We start from the raw sequence: 18,352 nt of genomic DNA, 5'->3' as shown, positions 1-18,352 counted from the left end.
AAGGCCGCTCAAGTCACCGCATTCCGGGGCGTCTACGTTCCGGTGGGCCCCGAACACCGGTGTCCGTCCCTTCTCGGGGGAGGGGACGGGCACCGCTTCCGCGTGGTGCGGCCGGCCGTACCGGCGGGGCTCAGCGGATGGTGAAGTGGACCGCGTGCTCCAGGAACGGAATGTCCAGCCACGGCTTGGGCTGCGCCACCAGCGCGAGCATCACGATGAGAAAGCCGAGCAGTCCGTACGTCACCAGGTCCGTGAAGCGCGAGCGCACCGCCAGCATGCCCACCGACGGCACCACGAGCCGCAGCACGGCGCCGCCGATGAGGGCGACGCCGATCAGCATCGTGCCGATCCTGAAGGCCTCGGCGAACGGGTCGACCGCCACGATCAGCAGCCCGATCCCGGCCGTGCAGAGCACGGCCAGCAGCGGCCACTGACGGGCCGGGGCGGGTGCGTCCCCGGACGCGGCCCGGCCGCCGCCCTCGGGGCGCGCGGTGTCCCGGGTGAACGACGGAAAGCGCCGCGACGGCCGCTTGCCGCCGGGCACCGGCCCGCCCGCGGCTCCGTCACCGGACGCGGCCGTGTCCGGGCCCGGTGCGGCGTCGTCCGCCGCCCCCTTGCCGGCCGTCGACTCGTCCGACGCCCTCGCGCCCGATGCCCCCTCGTCCGACGTCCCCTCGTCCGCGCGTGACGGCACCGCGGACGTGCCGTCCGCCTCGGCGGCCGGGTCGACCGGACTCGTACCAGCACCCATGGGGTTCCCTCCGGATCGGGTCGGCCGGCTCAGACGGCGGCGGCGTTGCGCTCGGCCGCCTCGACCACGTTGACGAGCAGCTGGGCGCGGGTCATCGGGCCGACACCGCCCGGGTTCGGGGAGATCCAGGCTGCGACCTCGGCCACGCCCGGGTGGACGTCCCCGACGATCTTGCCGTTCTCGTCCCGGCTGACACCGACGTCGAGCACGGCGGCGCCCGGCTTCACGTCTTCGGGCTTGATGATGTGCGGCACCCCGGCGGCGGCGACGATGATGTCGGCCTGCTTGAGGTGGGCGGAGAGGTCACGCGTACCGGTGTGGCACTGGGTGACGGTGGCGTTCTCGGACTTGCGGGTCAGCAGCAGCGGGATCGAGCGGCCGATGGTGACACCGCGGCCGACGACCACGACATGCGCCCCGTTGATCTCCACGTCGTGGTGGCGGAGCAGCTGGACGACACCCTGCGGGGTGCAGGGCAGCGGGCCCGTCTCGTTCAGCACGAGCCGGCCGAGGTTCATCGGGTGGAGGCCGTCGGCGTCCTTGGCCGGATCCATCAGCTCCAGGACGCGGTTGGTGTCGATCCCCTTGGGAAGGGGAAGCTGCACGATGTACCCCGTGCAGTCGGGGTCGGCGTTCAGCTCCCGTACGACCTCCTCGATCTCCTCCTGGGTGGCGGTGTCGGGGAGTTCGCGCTGGATGGAGCCGATGCCGACCTGCGCGCAGTCGCGGTGCTTGCCGTTCACGTACCACCGGCTGCCCGGGTCGTCCCCGACGAGCAGGGTTCCCAGGCCAGGGGTGATGCCCCGTGCCTTGAGGGCCGCCACGCGGACGGTGAGATCGGACTTGATCGCGGCTGCGGTGGCCTTGCCATCGAGAATCTGGGCAGTCATGCCCCCATCCTCGCGGATGACCCCGCCCGCGTACCAATTCAGGCCGCAGGCGGTGGCGCGATGTTGCACTTGCGCAACAAGCAACGGTCACGACTGGACAAACTTACATTTCGTTTATAACGATTATTGCCGCAGTGCCGCAGTAGTACCCGGGGGGCGGACCACTGACCTTTCTTTCCTCCGTGCGGCCGCATCGTCCCCGCATGCACGTTGGAGGAACGCCCAGATGAGTTTCGGCGACCCGAACCCGAATCCGAACAACCCCTACGGCCAGCAGCCGGGCCAGCAGCCGAACCAGCCGCCGCAGGGCCAGCCCGGTTACGGCTACCCGCAGCAGGCCCCGCAGGGCGTGCCGCCGCAGGGTCAGCCGGGCTACGGCTACCCGCAGCAGCCGGGCCAGCAGCCGGGCCAGCCGGGTTACGGCTACCCGCAGCAGGCGCCGGGCACCCTCCAGGCCAACAACGGGTACATCAACGTCCCGGTCCTGGGCACCGTCCAGGTCGCCTCGATGGGCCGCCGCCTCGGCGCACGCTGTATCGACGCTGCGGTCATCGGTGTCCTCTACGGCATCCTCAGCGCGATCGGCCTGGCCGGTGCGATGGGCATAGCCAAGAGCGTCGACGACTGCGGCTCCTCCCTGGACCCGGGCTACCAGTCCTGCGTGAACGACGCGAGCAGCGGCATCATCGCCACCATGCTCGGCATGATCCTGATCTTCGGTCTGATCACGCTGCTCTACGAGTGGCTGATGATCTCGCTGCTCGGCTCGACCCTCGGCAAGATGGCCCTCGGCGTGAAGGTCGTCAAGGAGAACACCGGCCTGAACCCGGGCCTCGGCGCCGGCTTCATCCGCTGGATCATCCCGATCGTCGGCGTGTTCATCTGCTACATCGGTGCGCTGCTGGTCTACCTCTCGCCGTTCTTCGACAACTCCGGGAAGCTGCAGGGCTGGCACGACCGTGCCGCCGGCACCCTGGTGATCAAGAAGTAACACGCACCGCGCACGACACGAAGGGCCGGAACTCCTCGCGGAGTTCCGGCCCTTCGTGCTGAGGAACCGTCAGTGGAAGAAGTGGCGCGTGCCCGTGAAGTACATCGTCACGCCCGCCTTCTTCGCGGCCTCGACGACCAGCTCGTCACGGACCGAACCGCCCGGCTGGACCACGGCCTTGACACCCGCGGCGGTCAGGATCTCCAGCCCGTCCGGGAACGGGAAGAACGCGTCGGAGGCGGCGTACGCACCGCGGGCGCGCTCCTCGCCCGCCCGCTCGACGGCCAGCTTCGCGGAGTCGACGCGGTTGACCTGGCCCATGCCGACGCCGACCGAGGCGCCGTCCTTGGCGAGCAGGATCGCGTTGGACTTGACCGCGCGGCAGGCCTTCCACGCGAAGGCGAGCTCCTTCAGCTCGTCCGCGGCCAGGGCCTCACCGGTGGCGAGGGTCCAGTTGGCCGGGTCGTCGCCCTCGGCCTGGAGGCGGTCGGTGACCTGGAGCAGCGCGCCGCCGTCGATCGGCTTGACCTCGACCGGGGCGGTCGGGGCGTCGGGGCAGCGCAGCACGCGGATGTTCTTCTTGCGTGCCAGGATCTCGACCGCGCCGTCCTCGTACGCCGGGGCGACGATGACCTCGGTGAAGATCTCCGCGACCTGCTCGGCCATGGCGACGGTCACCGGACGGTTGACGGCGATGACACCGCCGAAGGCCGACAGCGGGTCGCAGGCGTGCGCGTTGCGGTGGGCCTCGGCGACGTCGTCGGCGATCGCGATACCGCACGGGTTGGCGTGCTTGATGATCGCGACGCACGGCTCGGCGTGGTCGTACGCGGCCCGGCGCGCGGCGTCGGTGTCCGTGTAGTTGTTGTACGACATCTCCTTGCCGTGCAGCTGCTCCGCCTCGGCCAGGCCGCCGGCGCCGGAGGTGTAGAGCGCGGCGGGCTGGTGCGGGTTCTCGCCGTAGCGCAGGACGTTCTTGCGCTCGTACGTCGTACCGAAGAAGTCGGGGAAGCCCGAGTCGTCGGCGGCTGCGTAGTCGTCGGCGAACCAGGAGGCCACGGCCACGTCGTACGCGGCGGTGTGCTGGAACGCCTCGGCGGCCAGGCGCTTGCGGGCGGTCAGGTCGAAGCCACCCGCCTTGACCGCGGCGAGGACGTCGGCGTACCGCTCCGGGCTGGTGACGACGGCTACGGACGGGTGGTTCTTGGCGGCGGCGCGGACCATGGACGGGCCGCCGATGTCGATCTGCTCCACGCACTCGTCGGCGGAGGCGCCGGAGGCGACGGTCTCCTTGAACGGGTAGAGGTTGACGACCACCAGGTCGAACGGCTCCACGCCCAGCTCGGCGAGCTGCTCGCGATGGGTGTCCAGGCGGAGGTCGGCGAGGATGCCTGCGTGGACGCGCGGGTGTAGCGTCTTGACGCGGCCGTCGAGGCACTCGGGGAAGCCGGTGAGCTCCTCGACCTTGGTGACCGGGACTCCGGCGGCGGCGATCCGTCCGGCGGTGGAGCCGGTGGAGACGAGCTCGACACCCGCCTCGTGCAGACCGCGGGCGAGGTCCTCCAGCCCCGTCTTGTCGTAGACACTGACCAGGGCGCGACGGATGGGCTTATTCACCGACATGACCGAGATGAACCTTTCGTCCCTCAATGCGATAGCCGTCGCGGGCGAGCCGCCCCACGGCCTCGACGAGCAGCTTGCGCTCGATTTCCTTGATGCGTTCGTGGAGAGCGGCTTCGCCCTCCGCCGTGTCCTCCTCGGTCACCTCGACCACGCCCTGCGCGATGATCGGACCGGTGTCGACGCCGTCGTCGACGAAGTGGACGGTGCACCCGGTGACCTTCACGCCGTACGCGAGTGCGTCACGCACCCCGTGGGCACCGGGAAAGCTGGGGAGCAGGGCGGGGTGGGTGTTGATGAACCGGCCGCCGAACCGGGCGAGGAACTCCTTGCCCACGATCTTCATGAACCCCGCGGACACCACGAGGTCAGGGCGGTACCCGGCCACCTCCGCCGCGAGTGCGGCGTCCCACTCCTCGCGGGTGGCGTGGTCCTTGACCCTGCACACGAAGGTCGGCAGTCCGGCGCGCTCCGCCCGTTCCAGGCCTGCGATGCCGGAGCGGTCGGCGCCGACCGCGACGATCCGCGCGCCGAAGCCCTCGGGGTCGTCACCGATGGCGTCGAGCAGGGCTTGAAGGTTCGTACCCGAACCGGAGACCAGCACGACCAGGCGTGCCGGGGCGGTGGAGGGGGGCGGGGCGGCCACGGCTGGGCCCTTTCTCGCGTGGTGAAGCAGAGCGACGCTGATTTGTATGGTCGTACGAAAGAACTGAGCCCCTCGATACGGGGAACTCTACGAACAGGCCGACCGTCAGCAACGATACCGGCACCTCGGCGGACTCCCACGGGACGGGGGTGGGCGTCCGGTGGCCCGGCTCCGGGGAGAGGGAGCGGGCCCGGGTGACGGATATCGGCCGTTCGGGCCCCGCTCCCAGCTTTCGGCCCCTCCTGACCGGGAGGTAGCGTCAGGGGACAGCGAACCGTCCGCAGGGCGGAAATGACGAGATGGGGAAGACGTTCACCACATGCCGGACCGACGCCACCGCACCGCCTTCCGCCAGCCGCTGCCCGAGCGGACCTCCCTGCTGATGCGAGAACGCCAGTCCCCCACGGGCCCCTCCTCCTCTTCTTCCTCCGCCGCCGGCTCGTCCGGTGCGCCGGGCTCCTCCGGCCGGGCGGACGACAACCCGTTCGCCGCGCCGCCCGAGAACCGGCCCGACCAGCCCTGGCAGCCCCGCCGCCCCGCGAACACCGGGAACGGGAACGGCCAGGGCGACGGGAACGGCCAGGGGAACGGCGACGGATCCCCCGAGGGCGGCTCCTCCGACGACCGGCCGGCCCGGGGCGGCCAGTGGAGCAGCCGGCAGCCCGGTCGCCAGAGCGGCGGCTTCGGCGGCCGGCCCGGGGGCCAGGGCGGGCAGAACGGCCAGGGCGGCCCCGAGGGCAGCCCCGGCGGGCTGCGCTGGGACCCCACCGACCCCGCACAGCGCCGCGCGCGCTACGCGCTGCTCTCCGGCATGTGGGCCTTCTTCTTCGCGCTCTTCGACTTCCCCGAGATCGCCCTGCTGCTCGGCGCACTCGCCGTGTACTGGGCGATCAGCTCGCTCCGCGCCAAGCCGAAGGGCGCGTCCGAGGGGGCGCGCGAGGGCGCCGGACAGGCGTCGGGCCCGGCACGGGCCTCCGGTTCCGCTCCGGCGCCCGGATCCGCGCCCGCCGCCCCGACCGGCGGCCGGCAGCAGACCACGGCCGCGGTCAGCGGCCTGGTGACGGCGCTGCTGGCGCTCTCGATCGTCGCGACGACGTTCACGGTGCAGCTGGTCTACCGCGACTACTACACCTGCGTGAACGACGCCCTGACCAAGGCCGGCCAGGTGGCCTGCAACGACCAGCTGCCGAAGCCGCTGGAGCCGTTCTTCGGCGTCAAGAACTAGGACCCTTCGTCCCGGACGGCCCGGCCTCCTCCGGCCGGGCCGTCCGCTCGTTCCAGGGGCCGGTCGGCAGGAAGTCGTACGGCGCGAAGTCCTCGTCCCCGTCCGGCGCGGTCATACGGGCGGCGGGCGGCACGGGTGGCGCCGGGGCACCGGTCGCCGGGGAGGCCACGGGCAGGGGCGCGGGACCGCCTCCCGGCGCCCGCTCCGGCTTCACGCCCATCCCCGACGCCGTGCGCGGAACCCCGGCGACGCTCGCCGCCCCGGCCCCCTCCGCCGGCACCGCGTCCGCCCGCCGCCACCACACGCCCCCGTCGGGCTCCCGCAGCCGCCAGGCCCGGAGCAGCAGCGCCGCGGGGACGCCGACGAGCGCCGTCCACACCAGCGCCGCCGCGCCGGTGAGCCACCACACCGGCCCGAACTCCGCCAGCGCCCGGGTGCCGAGCGGCCCCCCGGCCGCCGCCGCCAGCACCGCCGTACCGGCCCCGCACCCCACCGCGGCGAGGGCGGCAGCCAGCGCGGTCTCCCGCAGGCTCCACGCCTCCTCGCGTGCGGTGTGCGGGGGCGCGGCCCGCCGCACCGTGAACCAGGCGACCGTCACCCCGGCCGCGACCGGCACCGCGACGGCCGACCAGTTCAGGACCGTTCCCGGGCCCTCGGCGGGCACCGCGGCCAGCAACGGGAAGCGGGGCAGCGCCGGACGCCCCGCGAAGGCGACCGGGGTGACCGTGGACGCCGTACCGAGGGCGAAACCCGGCCCCAGCCCGTACGCCGCGCCCCATACCGCCGCGTTCGGCACCAGCACCAGCGCGAGCAGGAGCACCGCGACCCGGCCCGCCCAGTCGCCCGAGAGCTGGACGAACGACTGCTGGGCGGAGTGCGCGTGCCACATCAGCGCCACCGCGACGAGCAGCGCCCCGCCGCCTAGCAGCACCGCCACCCCGGCCGCCGCCGACCGCCACACCGTTCCCGCGCGCTCCCTGAACCGGCGGTGCGCCAGCGCCTCGTGCAGGCGCACCGGCGCCCAGGAAGGCGGCGGGCCGACCGGCCGCCCGGCCGCCGTCCAGACCCCGGCCGCCGCCGCACCCGCCACCACAACGGCCGAGGGGAAGAGCAGCGACAGCGGGTGCACGGCCGGCGAGCCGTCCCGCACGCAGTACGCGACAACCGCCCCGACCAGCAGATATCCACTGACGACCATGACGAACGCACCCACCGCCGAAAGCGCCGGGCGCCCCTCTTCCGGCACCAGGACGTCCCGGGCCGCCCGGTGCGCCAGCCGCACCGGGACCACGGCGAGCAGCAGCGGAACGAGGCCCACCGGGGCAGGGACCCCACTGAGCGTGTCGGTCCTGATCAGCTCGGCGCCGTGGGCGAGCAGCCAGAGCCCGGCCGCCGCGTGGAGCGCGCTGCCGGGGTTGCTGTCGGAGGCCGGGGAACTGATCCACAGCACCAGGACGAGAACGACGACGGAGGCCAGTCCGAGCCCGGCCGCAACCGCTCCACGCAGAAGAGCGAGGGCCAGCACGGCGGACCGGCCCTGCTCCGCCGACAACGACGGGTTGCCTTCGGTCACTTGGGTCACCGGGCCATGTTCCCAACGACACGCGCTTTTTCCGCGTAACAGGCAAATGGCCGCTGTGTCGCTCAATATACGCTTATGTACTTTTCTACCCGGTGCAGCCCTGCGGGGGGTCCGTCATGACACAGGGCCCGACCGATACGGCCTCCGCCCGCCCGCTCCCCTCCCCCAAGGAGCGACGCAGACTGCGTGAGGCGAAGTCACTGAGTGAAGAGCAGGTCGCGACGGTGGTGGGCGTCACCCGCGCCACGGTCCGGTCCTGGGAGACCGGCCGCACCACTCCCCGGGGGCGGAAACGTGAGGCATACGCCAGGCTGATCAGTGGCGGCCGGCCGAGCCCGCAGGCCACGCCGCCGAGCGCCCGGACCAAACCGGCCGCTGCGAACACCCGGCCGAAGGCCGCCGCCAAACGTGCGGCCCGCCCGGCGGCGCCGACGACGATCGCCAGGCTGTCCAAGCCTGTGACGTCCACGAAACCGCCGGCGCCGCCCCCCGTCGAAGCCACCGGGAGCACCGCCATGGCCCCGACCGAGCCCGGCACCACCCCCGATCCGCCCGGCCCGTCCGCGACGCCCGGACCGGCCCCCACCTCCAACGGCGTATCAGCGACGCCCGGACCGGCCCCCGGGGCCGAAGCCGGGCCCTCTCCCGCCGAGGTGTTCGATGCCCTGTACAGGCACTGCGCCGCGGCCCTTTTCCAGCAGACGTTTCTGCTGACCGGACGCCGGAACCTCTCCCGGGAGTCCGTCGCACGGGCCTTCGCGCTGGCCTGGGAGCGCTGGCCCGAGGTCGCGGTGGACCGGGACCCGGTCGGCTGGGTGCGGGCCGCCGCGTACGAGTACGCCATGTCGCCGTGGCACCGCCTGCGCCGCACCCACCGCCGGCTGGACCCGCCACCGGCGGAGCCCGGTCCGCGCGCCCTGCTCGACGCGCTGCTCGCCCTGCCGCCCTCGTACCGGGCCACCCTGCTGCTCTACGACGGTGTCGGCCTGGATCTGCCGGAGACCGCGGCGGAGACGGAGGCGAGCACCCCGGCGGCGGCGGGCCGGCTGATGAACGCCCGCGCCGCGGTCGCCGAGCGGCTGCCCGAGCTGGCGGAGCCCTCCTCGCCCGCCGAGCAGTCGGCGCTCCTGAACGAGCGGCTGGGCGCGCTCGCCCTGGCCCAGTCCTCCGACTCGCTGCCCCCGCCCGTCACGGTCCGCACGGACAGCGAGCGCAAGGCCCAGCTGTGGACCCGGGCCGCCATCTCCTTCACCGTGCTGATCATCGGGCTGACGCTCTTCACGCTGGGTACGGCCGCGACCCGTTACGAGACCCCGGAGTCGCCCGCCCAGCAGGTCGGCGGGGTACCGCCGCGCGGCGGTCCGCAGAAGCTGACGCCGCGGGACCTGAAGTTGCGGAAGAACCTCCACGGCGAGCTCGTACGGGGCCCGGCACGGCTGGTCCCCGGGGTGGGCTGAGCCGCTCCGGCGACGTCTCGGAGACACCGAAACGGCGCGGGCCCGTACCCCTTGATCGGGTACGGGCCCGCGCCGTCTGTGCGGTGACGCGATACAGCGGTGCCGCTCCGGTGTGGCGGAGCGATCAGGCGCCGAGGATCTCGCGGGCCAGCTTGGCGGTCTCGGTCGGCGTCTTGCCGACCTTGACGCCGGCGGCCTCGAGGGCCTCCTTCTTCGCCTGGGCGGTGCCGGAGGAGCCGGAGACGATGGCGCCGGCGTGGCCCATGGTCTTGCCCTCGGGGGCGGTGAAGCCCGCGACGTAGCCGACGACCGGCTTGGTGACGTTGGCCTTGATGAAGTCGGCCGCGCGCTCCTCGGCGTCGCCGCCGATCTCGCCGATCATCACAATCAGGTCCGTCTCGGGGTCGGCCTCGAACGCCGCGAGGGCGTCGATGTGCGTCGTACCGATGACCGGGTCGCCACCGATGCCGACGGCGGACGAGAAGCCGATGTCACGGAGCTCGTACATCATCTGGTAGGTCAGCGTGCCGGACTTGGACACGAGACCGATGCGGCCGGGCTTGGTGATGTCGCCCGGGATGATGCCGGCGTTGGACTGGCCGGGGGTGATCAGGCCGGGGCAGTTCGGGCCGATGATCCGGGTCTTGTTGCCCTTCGCGCCCGCGTACGCCCAGAAGGCGGCGGAGTCGTGGACGGCGATGCCCTCGGTGATGACGACCGCGAGGGGGATCTCGGCGTCGATGGCCTCGACGACGGCGGCCTTCGCGAAGGCCGGCGGCACGAAGAGGACGGACACGTCCGCGCCGGTCTTCTCCATCGCCTCGGCGACGGAGCCGAAGACGGGTACCTCGGTGCCGTCGAAGTCGACGGAGGTGCCGGCCTTGCGCGGGTTCACGCCGCCGACGATGTTGGTGCCGTCACCGAGCATGAGCTTGGTGTGCTTCATGCCCGTGGCACCGGTCATGCCCTGGACGATGACCTTGCTGTCCTTGGTGAGGAAGATAGCCATGGTGGTCTGAGTCCCTCTTCCTTACTTCGCAGCCGCGGCGAGCTCGGCGGCCTTGTCGGCCGCGCCGTCCATGGTGTCCACGCGCTGGACCAGCGGGTGGTTGGCGTCGGAGAGGATCTTGCGACCCAGCTCCGCGTTGTTGCCGTCGAGGCGCACGACCAGCGGCTTGGTGACTTCCTCGCCCTTGGACTTGAGCAGCGCGAGCGCCTGGACGATGCCGTTGGCGACCTCGTCGCAGGCGGTGATGCCACCGAAGACGTTGACGAAGACGGACTTGACGTCCGGGTCGCCGAGGATGATCTCCAGGCCGTTCGCCATGACCTCGGCGGAGGCGCCGCCACCGATGTCGAGGAAGTTGGCGGGCTTCACGTTGCCGTGGTTCTCACCGGCGTACGCGACGACGTCCAGGGTCGACATGACCAGACCGGCACCGTTGCCGATGATGCCGACCTCGCCGTCGAGCTTGACGTAGTTGAGGTTCTTGGCCTTGGCGGCAGCCTCGAGCGGGTTGGCTGCGGCCTTGTCCTCGAGGGCCTCGTGCTCGGGCTGACGGAAGTCGGCGTTCTCGTCGAGAGACACCTTGCCGTCGAGCGCGAGGATGTCACCGGAGGCGACCTTGGCGAGCGGGTTCACCTCGACGAGGAGCGCGTCCTCGGCGACGAAGGTGTCCCACAGCGTCACCAGGACCTCGGCGACCTTCTCGGCGACCTCGGCCGGGAACTTCGCCTGGGCGACGATCTCGCGGGCCTTCTCGATGTCGACGCCGTCGACGGCGTTGACCGGGACCTTCGCGAGGGCCTCGGGGGTCTTCTCCGCGACCTCCTCGATGTCCATGCCGCCCTGCACCGAGGCCATGGCCAGGAAGGTGCGGTTGGTGCGATCGAGGAGGTACGAGACGTAGTACTCCTCAAGGATCTCCGGCGCGGTCTCGGCGATCATCACCTTGTGGACCGTGTGGCCCTTGATGTCCATGCCGAGGATGTCGGTCGCGCGGGCGACCGCCTCGTCGGGGGTGGCGGCCAGCTTGACACCGCCGGCCTTGCCACGGCCGCCGACCTTCACCTGCGCCTTGACGACCGACTTGCCGCCCAGTCGCTCGGTCGCCTCGCGGGCTGCCTCAGGCGTGTCGATGACTTCACCGGCCAGCACCGGTACACCGTGCTTGGCGAAGAGGTCCCTCGCCTGGTACTCGAACAGGTCCACGCGCGTCCGTCCCTTAATCAATGGTCTCGCGGTTGGTTTTCTGCGTGGGCGTGCCGCGAGGGGCAACGTGACTGCTCTGTCACTAGGAATGCGCACACGGTGACCCCGGATACGCGGCATGTCCATCTCGCAGGTTATCCCCGTGGTCCGCAGGACCATAAATCAGAGATCGCACCTGAGCGGTGATTACGGTCACAGATCACGCCGGTGGCCGTGTGCCGGTGGACGGAACGGCAGCGTGTCAGCGGTGGGCCTCCTTGTCCGGCACGGGGAGCGGCCGCTTCTCGATGGCCGCAGCCATCACCTCCGGGAAGAGGTCCGGGGTGCAGGCGAAGGCCGGTGCGCCCAGGGCGCCGAGCGCGGCGGCGTGCTCGTGGTCGTAGGCGGGCGCGCCCTCGTCGGACAGTGCGAGCAGCGTCACGAACTGCACGCCGGAGGCCTTCATCGCGGCGACCCGCTTCAGCATCTCGTTGCGTATCCCGCCCTCGTAGAGGTCGCTGATGAGGACGACCACCGTGTCGGCGGGGCGGGTGATCCTCGACTGGCAGTACGCGAGTGCGCGGTTGATGTCGGTGCCGCCGCCGAGCTGGGTACCGAAGAGCACGTCCACCGGGTCGTCGAGCTGGTCGGTGAGGTCGACCACCGCCGTGTCGAAGACGACGAGCCTGGTCCGCAGGGTCCGCATGGACGCGAGCACGGCGCCGAAGACGGAGGCGTACACGACGGAGGCGGCCATCGACCCCGACTGGTCGATGCAGAGGATCACGTCCTTCTTCACCGACCGGGCGGCCCGTCCGTAGCCGATGAGCCGTTCGGGGACGACGGTGCCGTGCTCGGGGAGGTAGTTCTTGAGGTTGGCCCGGATGGTGCGGTCCCAGTCGATGTCGTGGTGACGGGGGCGGCTGATCCTCGCCGAGCGGTCCAGGGCGCCGGTGAGCGTGGCCCGGGTGCGGGAGGCGAGCCGCTGCTCCAGGTCCTCGACGACCTTGCGCACGACCGCTCTTGCGGTCTCCTTCGTCGTCTCGGGCATGGCCTTGTTGAGCGAGAGGAGCGTGCCGACGAGGTGGACGTCGGCCTCGACCGCCTCCAGCATCTCCGGTTCGAGGAGCAGCGCGGCGAGACCGAGCCGGTCGATCGCGTCCCGCTGCATGACCTGGACGACGGAGCCGGGGAAGTACGTGCGGATGTCGCCGAGCCAGCGGGCCACGGAGGGGGCGGAGGCCCCGAGCCCGGCCGAGCGGCTGTTCCTGCCCCTGCCGCCGGGCCTGCCTGCGTCTCCGTAGAGCGCGGTCAGTGCGGCGTCCATCGCGGCGTCGCGCCCGGTGAGGGTGCGGCCGGTGCTCTCCGCGCCGTCCGCGCCCAGGACCAGCCGCCACCGCCGTAGCCGCTCGTCGTTCGCCGGGCCGGGCTGCGGGCCGGTGTGCGTGGGCGGTGGGGTGTGGGCCGGGAGTGGTGCGACGCCGGCCGTTCCGGCGCCCGTGGTCGTGGTCGTGGTCATCCCGTGGCCCCCAGCGGTTCCTCGGCGTTCGCGGCTCTCCCGGGCGGGGTGTCGCCGTCCGGGTCAGGGTCGTTGTGCAGTCCGAGCAGCAGGCGCAGCACCGGCTCGACCGCGCGGGCCCGGGCCTCGTCCAGGCCCGGGGCGAATCCGGTGGCCGTCGTCCCGGGCGCCGTGCCGGCGCCGGTGGCGGCCGGTCCCCCGGTGGCCGGGCCCCGCCTCACGAGTTCGCCCAGGGTGCGCCGGACACCCGCTTCGTACGCCGAGAACGTGCGTCGCAGCAGGGGCAGTACGTCGGCGAAGAGCTCGGCGGGCACTCCGGTGAGCCAGGCGTCGACCAGGCCGAGCAGCCGCTCGTCGTGGACGAGCAGCATGCCTCCGCCGGCGGCTCCGCCGACGAACCCCTCGATCCACGCCGCGGCGTCGGCCGGGGGCATGCCGGGCGACAGGGCCAGGCCCATCAGCCGTGCCGCGTCGTCCTCCGCGAGCCGCCCGTCGTCGAGCAGCAGGCGCGTCGCGCGCCCACGGACGACCCCCGCGACCGTGTCCCGGGCGGCGAGCCGGTGCAGTACGGCTGTCCAGCGCTCGCGCAGTCCGTCCGTGTCCGGGCCGTCGGCGTCCGTGCTGGCACCGGTCCGTACGGCCGCGGTGAGCAGGCCGATCGCGGTGTGGACCCCGTCCACCCGGCCGCGCATCTCCTCGGCGCCGCCGGCGTCGAGCCCGGTGCAGGCAGGGGGCAGCGCGACACAGATCCGCTCGGCGAGCCCGGCCGCGACCGCGCCGAGTGCCGCGGTGTCCGTGGAGCGCACGTCCCCGTAGCGCAGGGTGCGGGCGAGCGCGGGCAGGGCGTCGGCGAGATGACCCACGTCGGCGTCGAGCGCGGCGCGGTCGGCGAGGGCCCGCATCACCACGGGGAGCGCGTCGGGCAGTTCCGCGAGGAGGCACTGCTCGGCGAGGGCGGTGACCTCGGCGAGCGTGGTCGCCGATGCGGCCCGGGAACCGGCCTTGGCGGTCGCCGCGGAGAGCACGGTGGTGCCCCAGGTCCCGGCCTCCGCGACCTGTACGTACAGCTCGGGCTCCCAGCGCAGCCGCCAGCTCTCCCGGAAGGTGCCGGTGCCGGCGCGGCCTTCGGCGGGCTCGCCCCAGCCGACGGAGAGGACGCGCAGCCGGTGGAGCAGTCTGCTGCGGGCCGCGTCGTTGTCCTTGCGCAGGTCCAGCTCCAGCTCCCGTTCCTGCGCCTCGGGTTTGAGCCGGAGCGTGCGTTGTCGACGGGTGAGGTCGCGCTGGAGGGGGACGGCGGGGGCGGTGTCCGGCACCTGGCCGAGGGTCTCGCCGACGATCAGCCGGTCCTGGACGAGCGCGAGCGGCACGTCGGAGCCCTCGCACATCACGGCCCGGATCGCGTCGGTCGTCTCGCCCAGTCCGGCGAGCGGGCGGCCGCGCATCGCGGCGAGGGTCTCGGCGAGCCGGACGGCTTCGATGACATGGGCGGACGAGACGAACCGGTCCTCGTCGCGCAGGAGTCCGGCGACCTTCGTCATCCACCGCTCGACCGGGCGGTCCGCGGCGTCGAAGAGGTGTCCGTACCAGCCGGGCGAGTCGATCCCCGCCCCGTATCCGCTGTGCCGGGCGAGCCGCCGGTGCGACCAGGGCACCCAGGTCAGCTCGGCCCTGACCTTGGGCAGTCCCTTGAGCAGGGCGCGGTCGGCGGCGAGGGTGGTCCGGGTGCCGAGCGCGGGTACGTGCCAGGCACCGCAGACGACCGCGACCTCGTCGCCGAACTCCTTTCCGGCCTTGCGGAGTTGGATGCGCATGTGCGCCTCGCGGACGGCGTCGCGGGGGTGGCCGCCGTCCCCGTGCACCTCGCGCAGGGCGGTCATCGCCTCGGCGAGCGCGGCGAACGGCGCCCGCGGGTCGGCGGCTTCGCCGCCCTGGGTGCGGTGCTCGACGACGTCCTCCCACCAGCGCTCCGGGTCGTCGTAGCCCGCCGCCCCGGCGAGCACGGCGAGGGGGTCGACCGGTACCGGCCCGGCGGCCGGGCCCTCGACACCGGCGTCGGCGTGGGCGTCGACGCCGGGCGTGCGCTGCCCGGCCCCGTCCGCTTCGCTCTCCTCGGCCCGCGTCATGGCCAGGGAGTTCGCCGCGGGCAGGTCGATGAACCGGACCGGCGCGCCGTGCTCAAGGGCCCAGCGGATCGCGACCCATTCGGGCGAGAAAGCGGCCAGCGGCCAGAACGCCGCCTGTCCCGGGTCGTCGACGGCATGGGCGAGCAGCGCGACCGGCGGCCGCATCCCCTCGTCGGCGGCCAGCGGCAGCAACGCGTCCGCCTCCGGGGGCCCTTCGACGAGCACCGCCTGCGGACGGGCGGCATCCAGCGCCGCGCGGACGGCGCGGGCCGAGCCCGGTCCGTGATGCCGCACCCCCAGCAGCAGCGGTCCCTCGGGACGTGGGGCCCGGGTCACGCGGACACCTCGCGGCAGGCGCGGTAGAAGTCCTTCCACCCGTCCCGCTCCCGGACCACCGTCTCCAGATACTCCTGCCAGACCACGCGGTCCGCCGCCGGGTCGCGGACGACCGCGCCGAGGATGCCCGCCGCCACGTCGCCGGGGCGCAGCATCCCGTCGCCGAAGTGGGCCGCGAGGGCCAGGCCGTTGGTGACGACGGAGATCGCCTCGGCCGTCGACAGCGTCCCCGAGGGGGACTTGAGCTTGGTGCGGCCGTCGGAGGTGACTCCGTCGCGCAGTTCACGGAAGACCGTGACGACGCGACGGATCTCGGCCATGCCGTCCGGTGCGGCCGGGAGGTCGAGCGAGCGCCCGAGCTGCTCGACGCGCCGGGACACGATGTCGACCTCGGCGTCGGGGGTGGCGGGCAGCGGGAGCACGACGGTGTTGAACCGGCGGCGCAGCGCGCTGGAGAGTTCGTTGACCCCGCGGTCGCGGTCGTTGGCGGTGGCGATGACGTTGAAGCCGCGGACCGCCTGGACCTCCTGCCCGAGTTCGGGGACGGGGAGCGTCTTCTCCGACAGGATCGTGATGAGCGAGTCCTGCACGTCGGCGGGGATACGGGTGAGCTCCTCGATCCGCGCGGTCATGCCGTCGGACATGGCGCGCATGAGCGGGCTGGGCACCAGGGCGTCGCGGCTGGGCCCGTGCGCGAGCAGCTGCGCGTAGTTCCAGCCGTAGCGGACGGCCTCTTCGGGGGTGCCCGCGGTGCCCTGGACGAGCAGTGTCGAGTCGCCGCTGACGGCGGCCGCGAGGTGCTCCGAGACCCAGGTCTTGGCGGTGCCCGGGACGCCGAGGAGCAGCAGGGCCCGGTCGGTGGCGAGGGTGGTCACGGCGACTTCGACGAGGCGGCGCGGACCCACGTACTTCGGTGTGATCACGGTGCCGTCCGGCAGGGTGCCACCGAGCAGGTAGGTGGCGACGGCCCACGGGGAAAGCTTCCAACGGGCGGGCCGCGGGCGGTCGTCGGCCGCGGCGAGGGCCTTCAGCTCATGGGCGAAGGCGTCCTCGGCATGCGGCCGGAGAGCCTGTACGCCGACGGTGGCGGTGGTTTCGGACACGGTCATGGATCCCCCTCCGGATCGGTCGACCCGATGTGGTTCCCACCGTGCACCATGGCACTGACAATCGGCCCCGACCGCGGGTCGGGGCCGATCCGCGGGCTGTGGACGGGGAGTTCGGCCGGCCACCGGCGAGACGGCCACGCAGCCGCCCGCGGCGAGCATGCCCTCGCCCTTCGCCTCCTTGATGACCTTGCCCCTGTGCGTGATCGAGCAGGAGACGTCCGCCCCGTTCCCGTCGACGGCGATCGGCATGACCGCGGGCGGCATGATCCCGCGCGGCGTGACGGTCTTCCGCCGGGGCAGGGCGGGCGACTCGACCGCCCCGATCTCCGGTCCCATGGCCTTGCCCCCGCCGCCGTGGAACTGGATCCCGTCGACACCCGAGCCGGTGACCTCGTAGGTGACCTCGTAGATCTCGTCGACGGCGTGCACGCTGACCGAACAGCAGGTCAGGGCGATTGTCAGTGGTGCGATCTACCGTCGTTCCCATGCTGCTATCTCACGGGGGAGAACCCCTGCGCACCGCCGGCCCGGTGGCGCGCTGGACGGTGGAGCAGGTACTGGCCCTCGCTCCCGACGATGCGTCACGCAAGGCGGGGAGCAAGCTGGGTCCGGCCGGTCCCTGGTCGGGCGGCGGGTGCGACGGTTCGGGTGCGGTGTGGGGGCTGTGCAAGGGAAGCGGGAGCAAGCCGTACCGGACGGTGGTCGACATCACCGGCCCCGCCTACACATGCAGTTGCCCCAGCCGGAAGTTCCCGTGCAAGCACGCACTGGGCCTGTTGCTGGTCTGGGCGTCGGACGAATCGGCCCTGCCGCCGGGCGAGATGCCGGACTGGGCCGGTGAGTGGCTGACGGGCCGCCGGGAACGGTCGGCCGGGAAGGCGGAGAGAGCGGAGCAGCGCACGGCGGAGGGCGCCTCGGCCGCGGGCCCGGCCGATCCGGAGGCCGCCCGGCGGCGGGCCGAGCGCCGCGCCGAGCGGATCACCGGCGGTGCGCTGGAGCTGGAGGAGCGGCTGGCCGATCTGCTGCGCGGGGGGCTGGCGGCGGCCGATCAGCCGGGGTACGGGCTCTGGGAGGAGACGGCGGCCCGCATGGTCGACGCCCAGGCGCCCGGACTGGCCGCCCGTGTGCGGGAGTTGGGTGCCCTCGCGGCATCCGGTCCGGGCTGGCCGGTGCGCCTGCTGGAGGAGTGCGCGCTGCTGCATCTGCTGGACAGCGCCTGGCTGGGGATCGACCGGCTGCCGGAGCCGCTGGCCGCCACGGTCCGCACCCGGGTGGGACTGACGGCCCCCGCCGAGGGCCCACCGGTCCGCGACCACTGGCTGGTCCTCGCCCAGTACGACACCCCGGACGGCAAGCTCGTCGCGCGCCGTATCTGGCTGCACGGGAGGGAGACCGGCCGCACGGCGCTGCTGCTCTCCTTCGGGGCGGCCGGACGCTCCCCGGGGTTGGCACTGCCGGTGGGCGGCACGCTCGACGCCGAGCTCACGCCCTATCCGGGCGCCGGTCGGCTGCGGGCGGAGCTGGGGCGGCAGTTCGGGGTGCCGTCGCCGGCCGGCACCCCGCCTCCTGGGGACACGGCGGCGGCCGCGATCGAGGCGTACGGGGACGCCCTGCGGGAGGACCCCTGGCTGGACGCCTGGCCGGTGGCGCTGCGCGATGTCGTACCCGTGCCGTCGGGGGACGGCTGGCAACTGGCCGACGCGGCGGGCGGGGCCGCCCTGCCCGTCGCCCCGGTGGCGCTGTCCCGGCCCGGTCTGTGGAGACTCGTCGCACTCTCCGGCGGCGCGCCGGTCACGGTCTTCGGTGAATGCGGCCACCGCGGCTTCGACCCGTTCGCGGCCTGGTCCGCCGGGTCCGGTGACGACGTGGCGTGCGGGACCGTGCCGCTCATCTGACGTCGGATTCGAAGGGG

Annotated in this window: 14 protein-coding genes; 4 read left to right on the top strand and 10 right to left on the bottom strand. The window is 72.9% G+C overall.

The features are described 5' to 3' along the window. Positions 1–130: 130 nt before the first annotated feature. Entirely contained in the window at positions 131–751 is a 621-nt protein-coding gene (locus tag ACWCPY_RS01990) for a DUF3017 domain-containing protein (RefSeq protein WP_451262329.1), read from the bottom strand. Positions 752–780: 29 nt separating this feature from the next. Then, positions 781–1,641 carry a bifunctional methylenetetrahydrofolate dehydrogenase/methenyltetrahydrofolate cyclohydrolase gene (locus tag ACWCPY_RS01985; RefSeq protein WP_451262328.1) on the bottom strand — a complete coding sequence of 287 codons (861 nt, stop codon included), beginning with the start codon at positions 1,639–1,641 and terminating at the stop codon, positions 781–783. 226 nt (positions 1,642–1,867) lie between these two features. Between ACWCPY_RS01985 and ACWCPY_RS01980 the strand changes: the two genes are divergently transcribed. Then, positions 1,868–2,632, top strand: coding sequence for an RDD family protein (locus tag ACWCPY_RS01980; RefSeq protein WP_451262326.1), 765 nt, complete (start codon positions 1,868–1,870; stop codon positions 2,630–2,632). A 69-nt stretch (positions 2,633–2,701) separates the two neighbouring features. Here the strand turns inward: ACWCPY_RS01980 and purH are convergent, their stop codons facing one another. Continuing rightward, positions 2,702–4,255: a bifunctional phosphoribosylaminoimidazolecarboxamide formyltransferase/IMP cyclohydrolase gene (purH, locus tag ACWCPY_RS01975; RefSeq protein WP_451262325.1), complete on the bottom strand. Its 1,554-nt coding sequence runs from the start codon at positions 4,253–4,255 to the stop codon at positions 2,702–2,704. After that, a complete protein-coding gene (purN, locus tag ACWCPY_RS01970; RefSeq protein ID WP_451262324.1) occupies positions 4,242–4,898 on the bottom strand; it encodes a phosphoribosylglycinamide formyltransferase in 657 nt (218 codons plus the stop codon). Before purN ends, purH begins: the two co-directional genes overlap by 14 nt. A 319-nt stretch (positions 4,899–5,217) precedes the next feature. Between purN and ACWCPY_RS01965 the strand changes: the two genes are divergently transcribed. Further along, the gene (locus ACWCPY_RS01965) at positions 5,218–6,123 is read left to right on the top strand and encodes a hypothetical protein (protein WP_451262323.1); all 906 of its coding nucleotides are present in this window, start codon (positions 5,218–5,220) and stop codon (positions 6,121–6,123) included. Here ACWCPY_RS01965 and ACWCPY_RS01960 read toward each other — a convergent pair. Beyond that, positions 6,113–7,696, bottom strand: coding sequence for a cell division protein PerM (locus ACWCPY_RS01960; protein ID WP_451262411.1), 1,584 nt, complete (start codon positions 7,694–7,696; stop codon positions 6,113–6,115). The two genes, ACWCPY_RS01965 and ACWCPY_RS01960, sit on opposite strands and share 11 nt — an antisense overlap. Positions 7,697–7,821: 125 nt before the next feature. Between ACWCPY_RS01960 and ACWCPY_RS01955 the strand changes: the two genes are divergently transcribed. Continuing rightward, positions 7,822–9,162: a helix-turn-helix domain-containing protein gene (locus ACWCPY_RS01955; protein ID WP_451262322.1), complete on the top strand. Its 1,341-nt coding sequence runs from the start codon at positions 7,822–7,824 to the stop codon at positions 9,160–9,162. 124 nt (positions 9,163–9,286) lie between these two features. Here the strand turns inward: ACWCPY_RS01955 and sucD are convergent, their stop codons facing one another. From sucD to ACWCPY_RS01930, 5 genes are all read right to left on the bottom strand, one after another. Continuing rightward, positions 9,287–10,171 (bottom strand): succinate--CoA ligase subunit alpha, encoded by an 885-nt coding sequence (gene sucD, locus ACWCPY_RS01950; protein WP_329195357.1) that lies wholly within the window; start codon positions 10,169–10,171, stop codon positions 9,287–9,289. Between the two features lie 21 nt (positions 10,172–10,192). Beyond that, complete coding sequence (gene sucC, locus ACWCPY_RS01945) at positions 10,193–11,374, bottom strand: ADP-forming succinate--CoA ligase subunit beta (RefSeq protein WP_072486624.1); 1,182 nt, start codon at positions 11,372–11,374, stop codon at positions 10,193–10,195. Positions 11,375–11,615: 241 nt separating this feature from the next. Further along, positions 11,616–12,872, bottom strand: a complete 1,257-nt coding sequence (locus tag ACWCPY_RS01940; protein WP_451262321.1) for a VWA domain-containing protein — start codon at positions 12,870–12,872, stop codon at positions 11,616–11,618. Next, positions 12,869–15,331, bottom strand: coding sequence for a DUF5682 family protein (locus ACWCPY_RS01935; protein ID WP_451262320.1), 2,463 nt, complete (start codon positions 15,329–15,331; stop codon positions 12,869–12,871). Before ACWCPY_RS01935 ends, ACWCPY_RS01940 begins: the two co-directional genes overlap by 4 nt. Continuing rightward, entirely contained in the window at positions 15,328–16,440 is a 1,113-nt protein-coding gene (locus ACWCPY_RS01930) for an ATP-binding protein (RefSeq protein WP_451262410.1), read from the bottom strand. The genes ACWCPY_RS01935 and ACWCPY_RS01930 overlap by 4 nt, the downstream gene beginning before the upstream one ends. A gap of 485 nt (positions 16,441–16,925) precedes the next feature. Here ACWCPY_RS01930 and ACWCPY_RS01925 point away from each other — a divergent pair, with 485 nt between their 5' ends. Next, on the top strand, positions 16,926–18,335 hold the full coding sequence (locus ACWCPY_RS01925) for an SWIM zinc finger family protein (RefSeq protein WP_451262319.1): 1,410 nt from the start codon (positions 16,926–16,928) through the stop codon (positions 18,333–18,335). Positions 18,336–18,352: the final 17 nt, after the last annotated feature.

The sequence above is a fragment of the Streptomyces sp. NPDC002403 genome (genome assembly GCF_053593015.1).
This window is presented reverse-complemented; position numbering and strand designations above follow the sequence as displayed.

What these genes read in the sequence shown, in the direction of transcription:
- ACWCPY_RS01990 (WP_451262329.1), bottom strand. Translation starts at nt 751, where the DNA reads ATGGGTGCTGGTACGAGTCCGGTCGACCCGGCCGCCGAGGCGGACGGC.
- ACWCPY_RS01985 (WP_451262328.1), bottom strand. Translation starts at nt 1,641, where the DNA reads ATGACTGCCCAGATTCTCGATGGCAAGGCCACCGCAGCCGCGATCAAG.
- ACWCPY_RS01980 (WP_451262326.1), top strand. Translation starts at nt 1,868, where the DNA reads ATGAGTTTCGGCGACCCGAACCCGAATCCGAACAACCCCTACGGCCAG.
- purH (WP_451262325.1), bottom strand. Translation starts at nt 4,255, where the DNA reads ATGTCGGTGAATAAGCCCATCCGTCGCGCCCTGGTCAGTGTCTACGAC.
- ACWCPY_RS01965 (WP_451262323.1), top strand. Translation starts at nt 5,218, where the DNA reads ATGCCGGACCGACGCCACCGCACCGCCTTCCGCCAGCCGCTGCCCGAG.
- ACWCPY_RS01955 (WP_451262322.1), top strand. Translation starts at nt 7,822, where the DNA reads ATGACACAGGGCCCGACCGATACGGCCTCCGCCCGCCCGCTCCCCTCC.
- sucD (WP_329195357.1), bottom strand. Translation starts at nt 10,171, where the DNA reads ATGGCTATCTTCCTCACCAAGGACAGCAAGGTCATCGTCCAGGGCATG.
- ACWCPY_RS01940 (WP_451262321.1), bottom strand. Translation starts at nt 12,872, where the DNA reads ATGACCACGACCACGACCACGGGCGCCGGAACGGCCGGCGTCGCACCA.
- ACWCPY_RS01930 (WP_451262410.1), bottom strand. Translation starts at nt 16,440, where the DNA reads ATGACCGTGTCCGAAACCACCGCCACCGTCGGCGTACAGGCTCTCCGG.
- ACWCPY_RS01925 (WP_451262319.1), top strand. Translation starts at nt 16,926, where the DNA reads ATGCTGCTATCTCACGGGGGAGAACCCCTGCGCACCGCCGGCCCGGTG.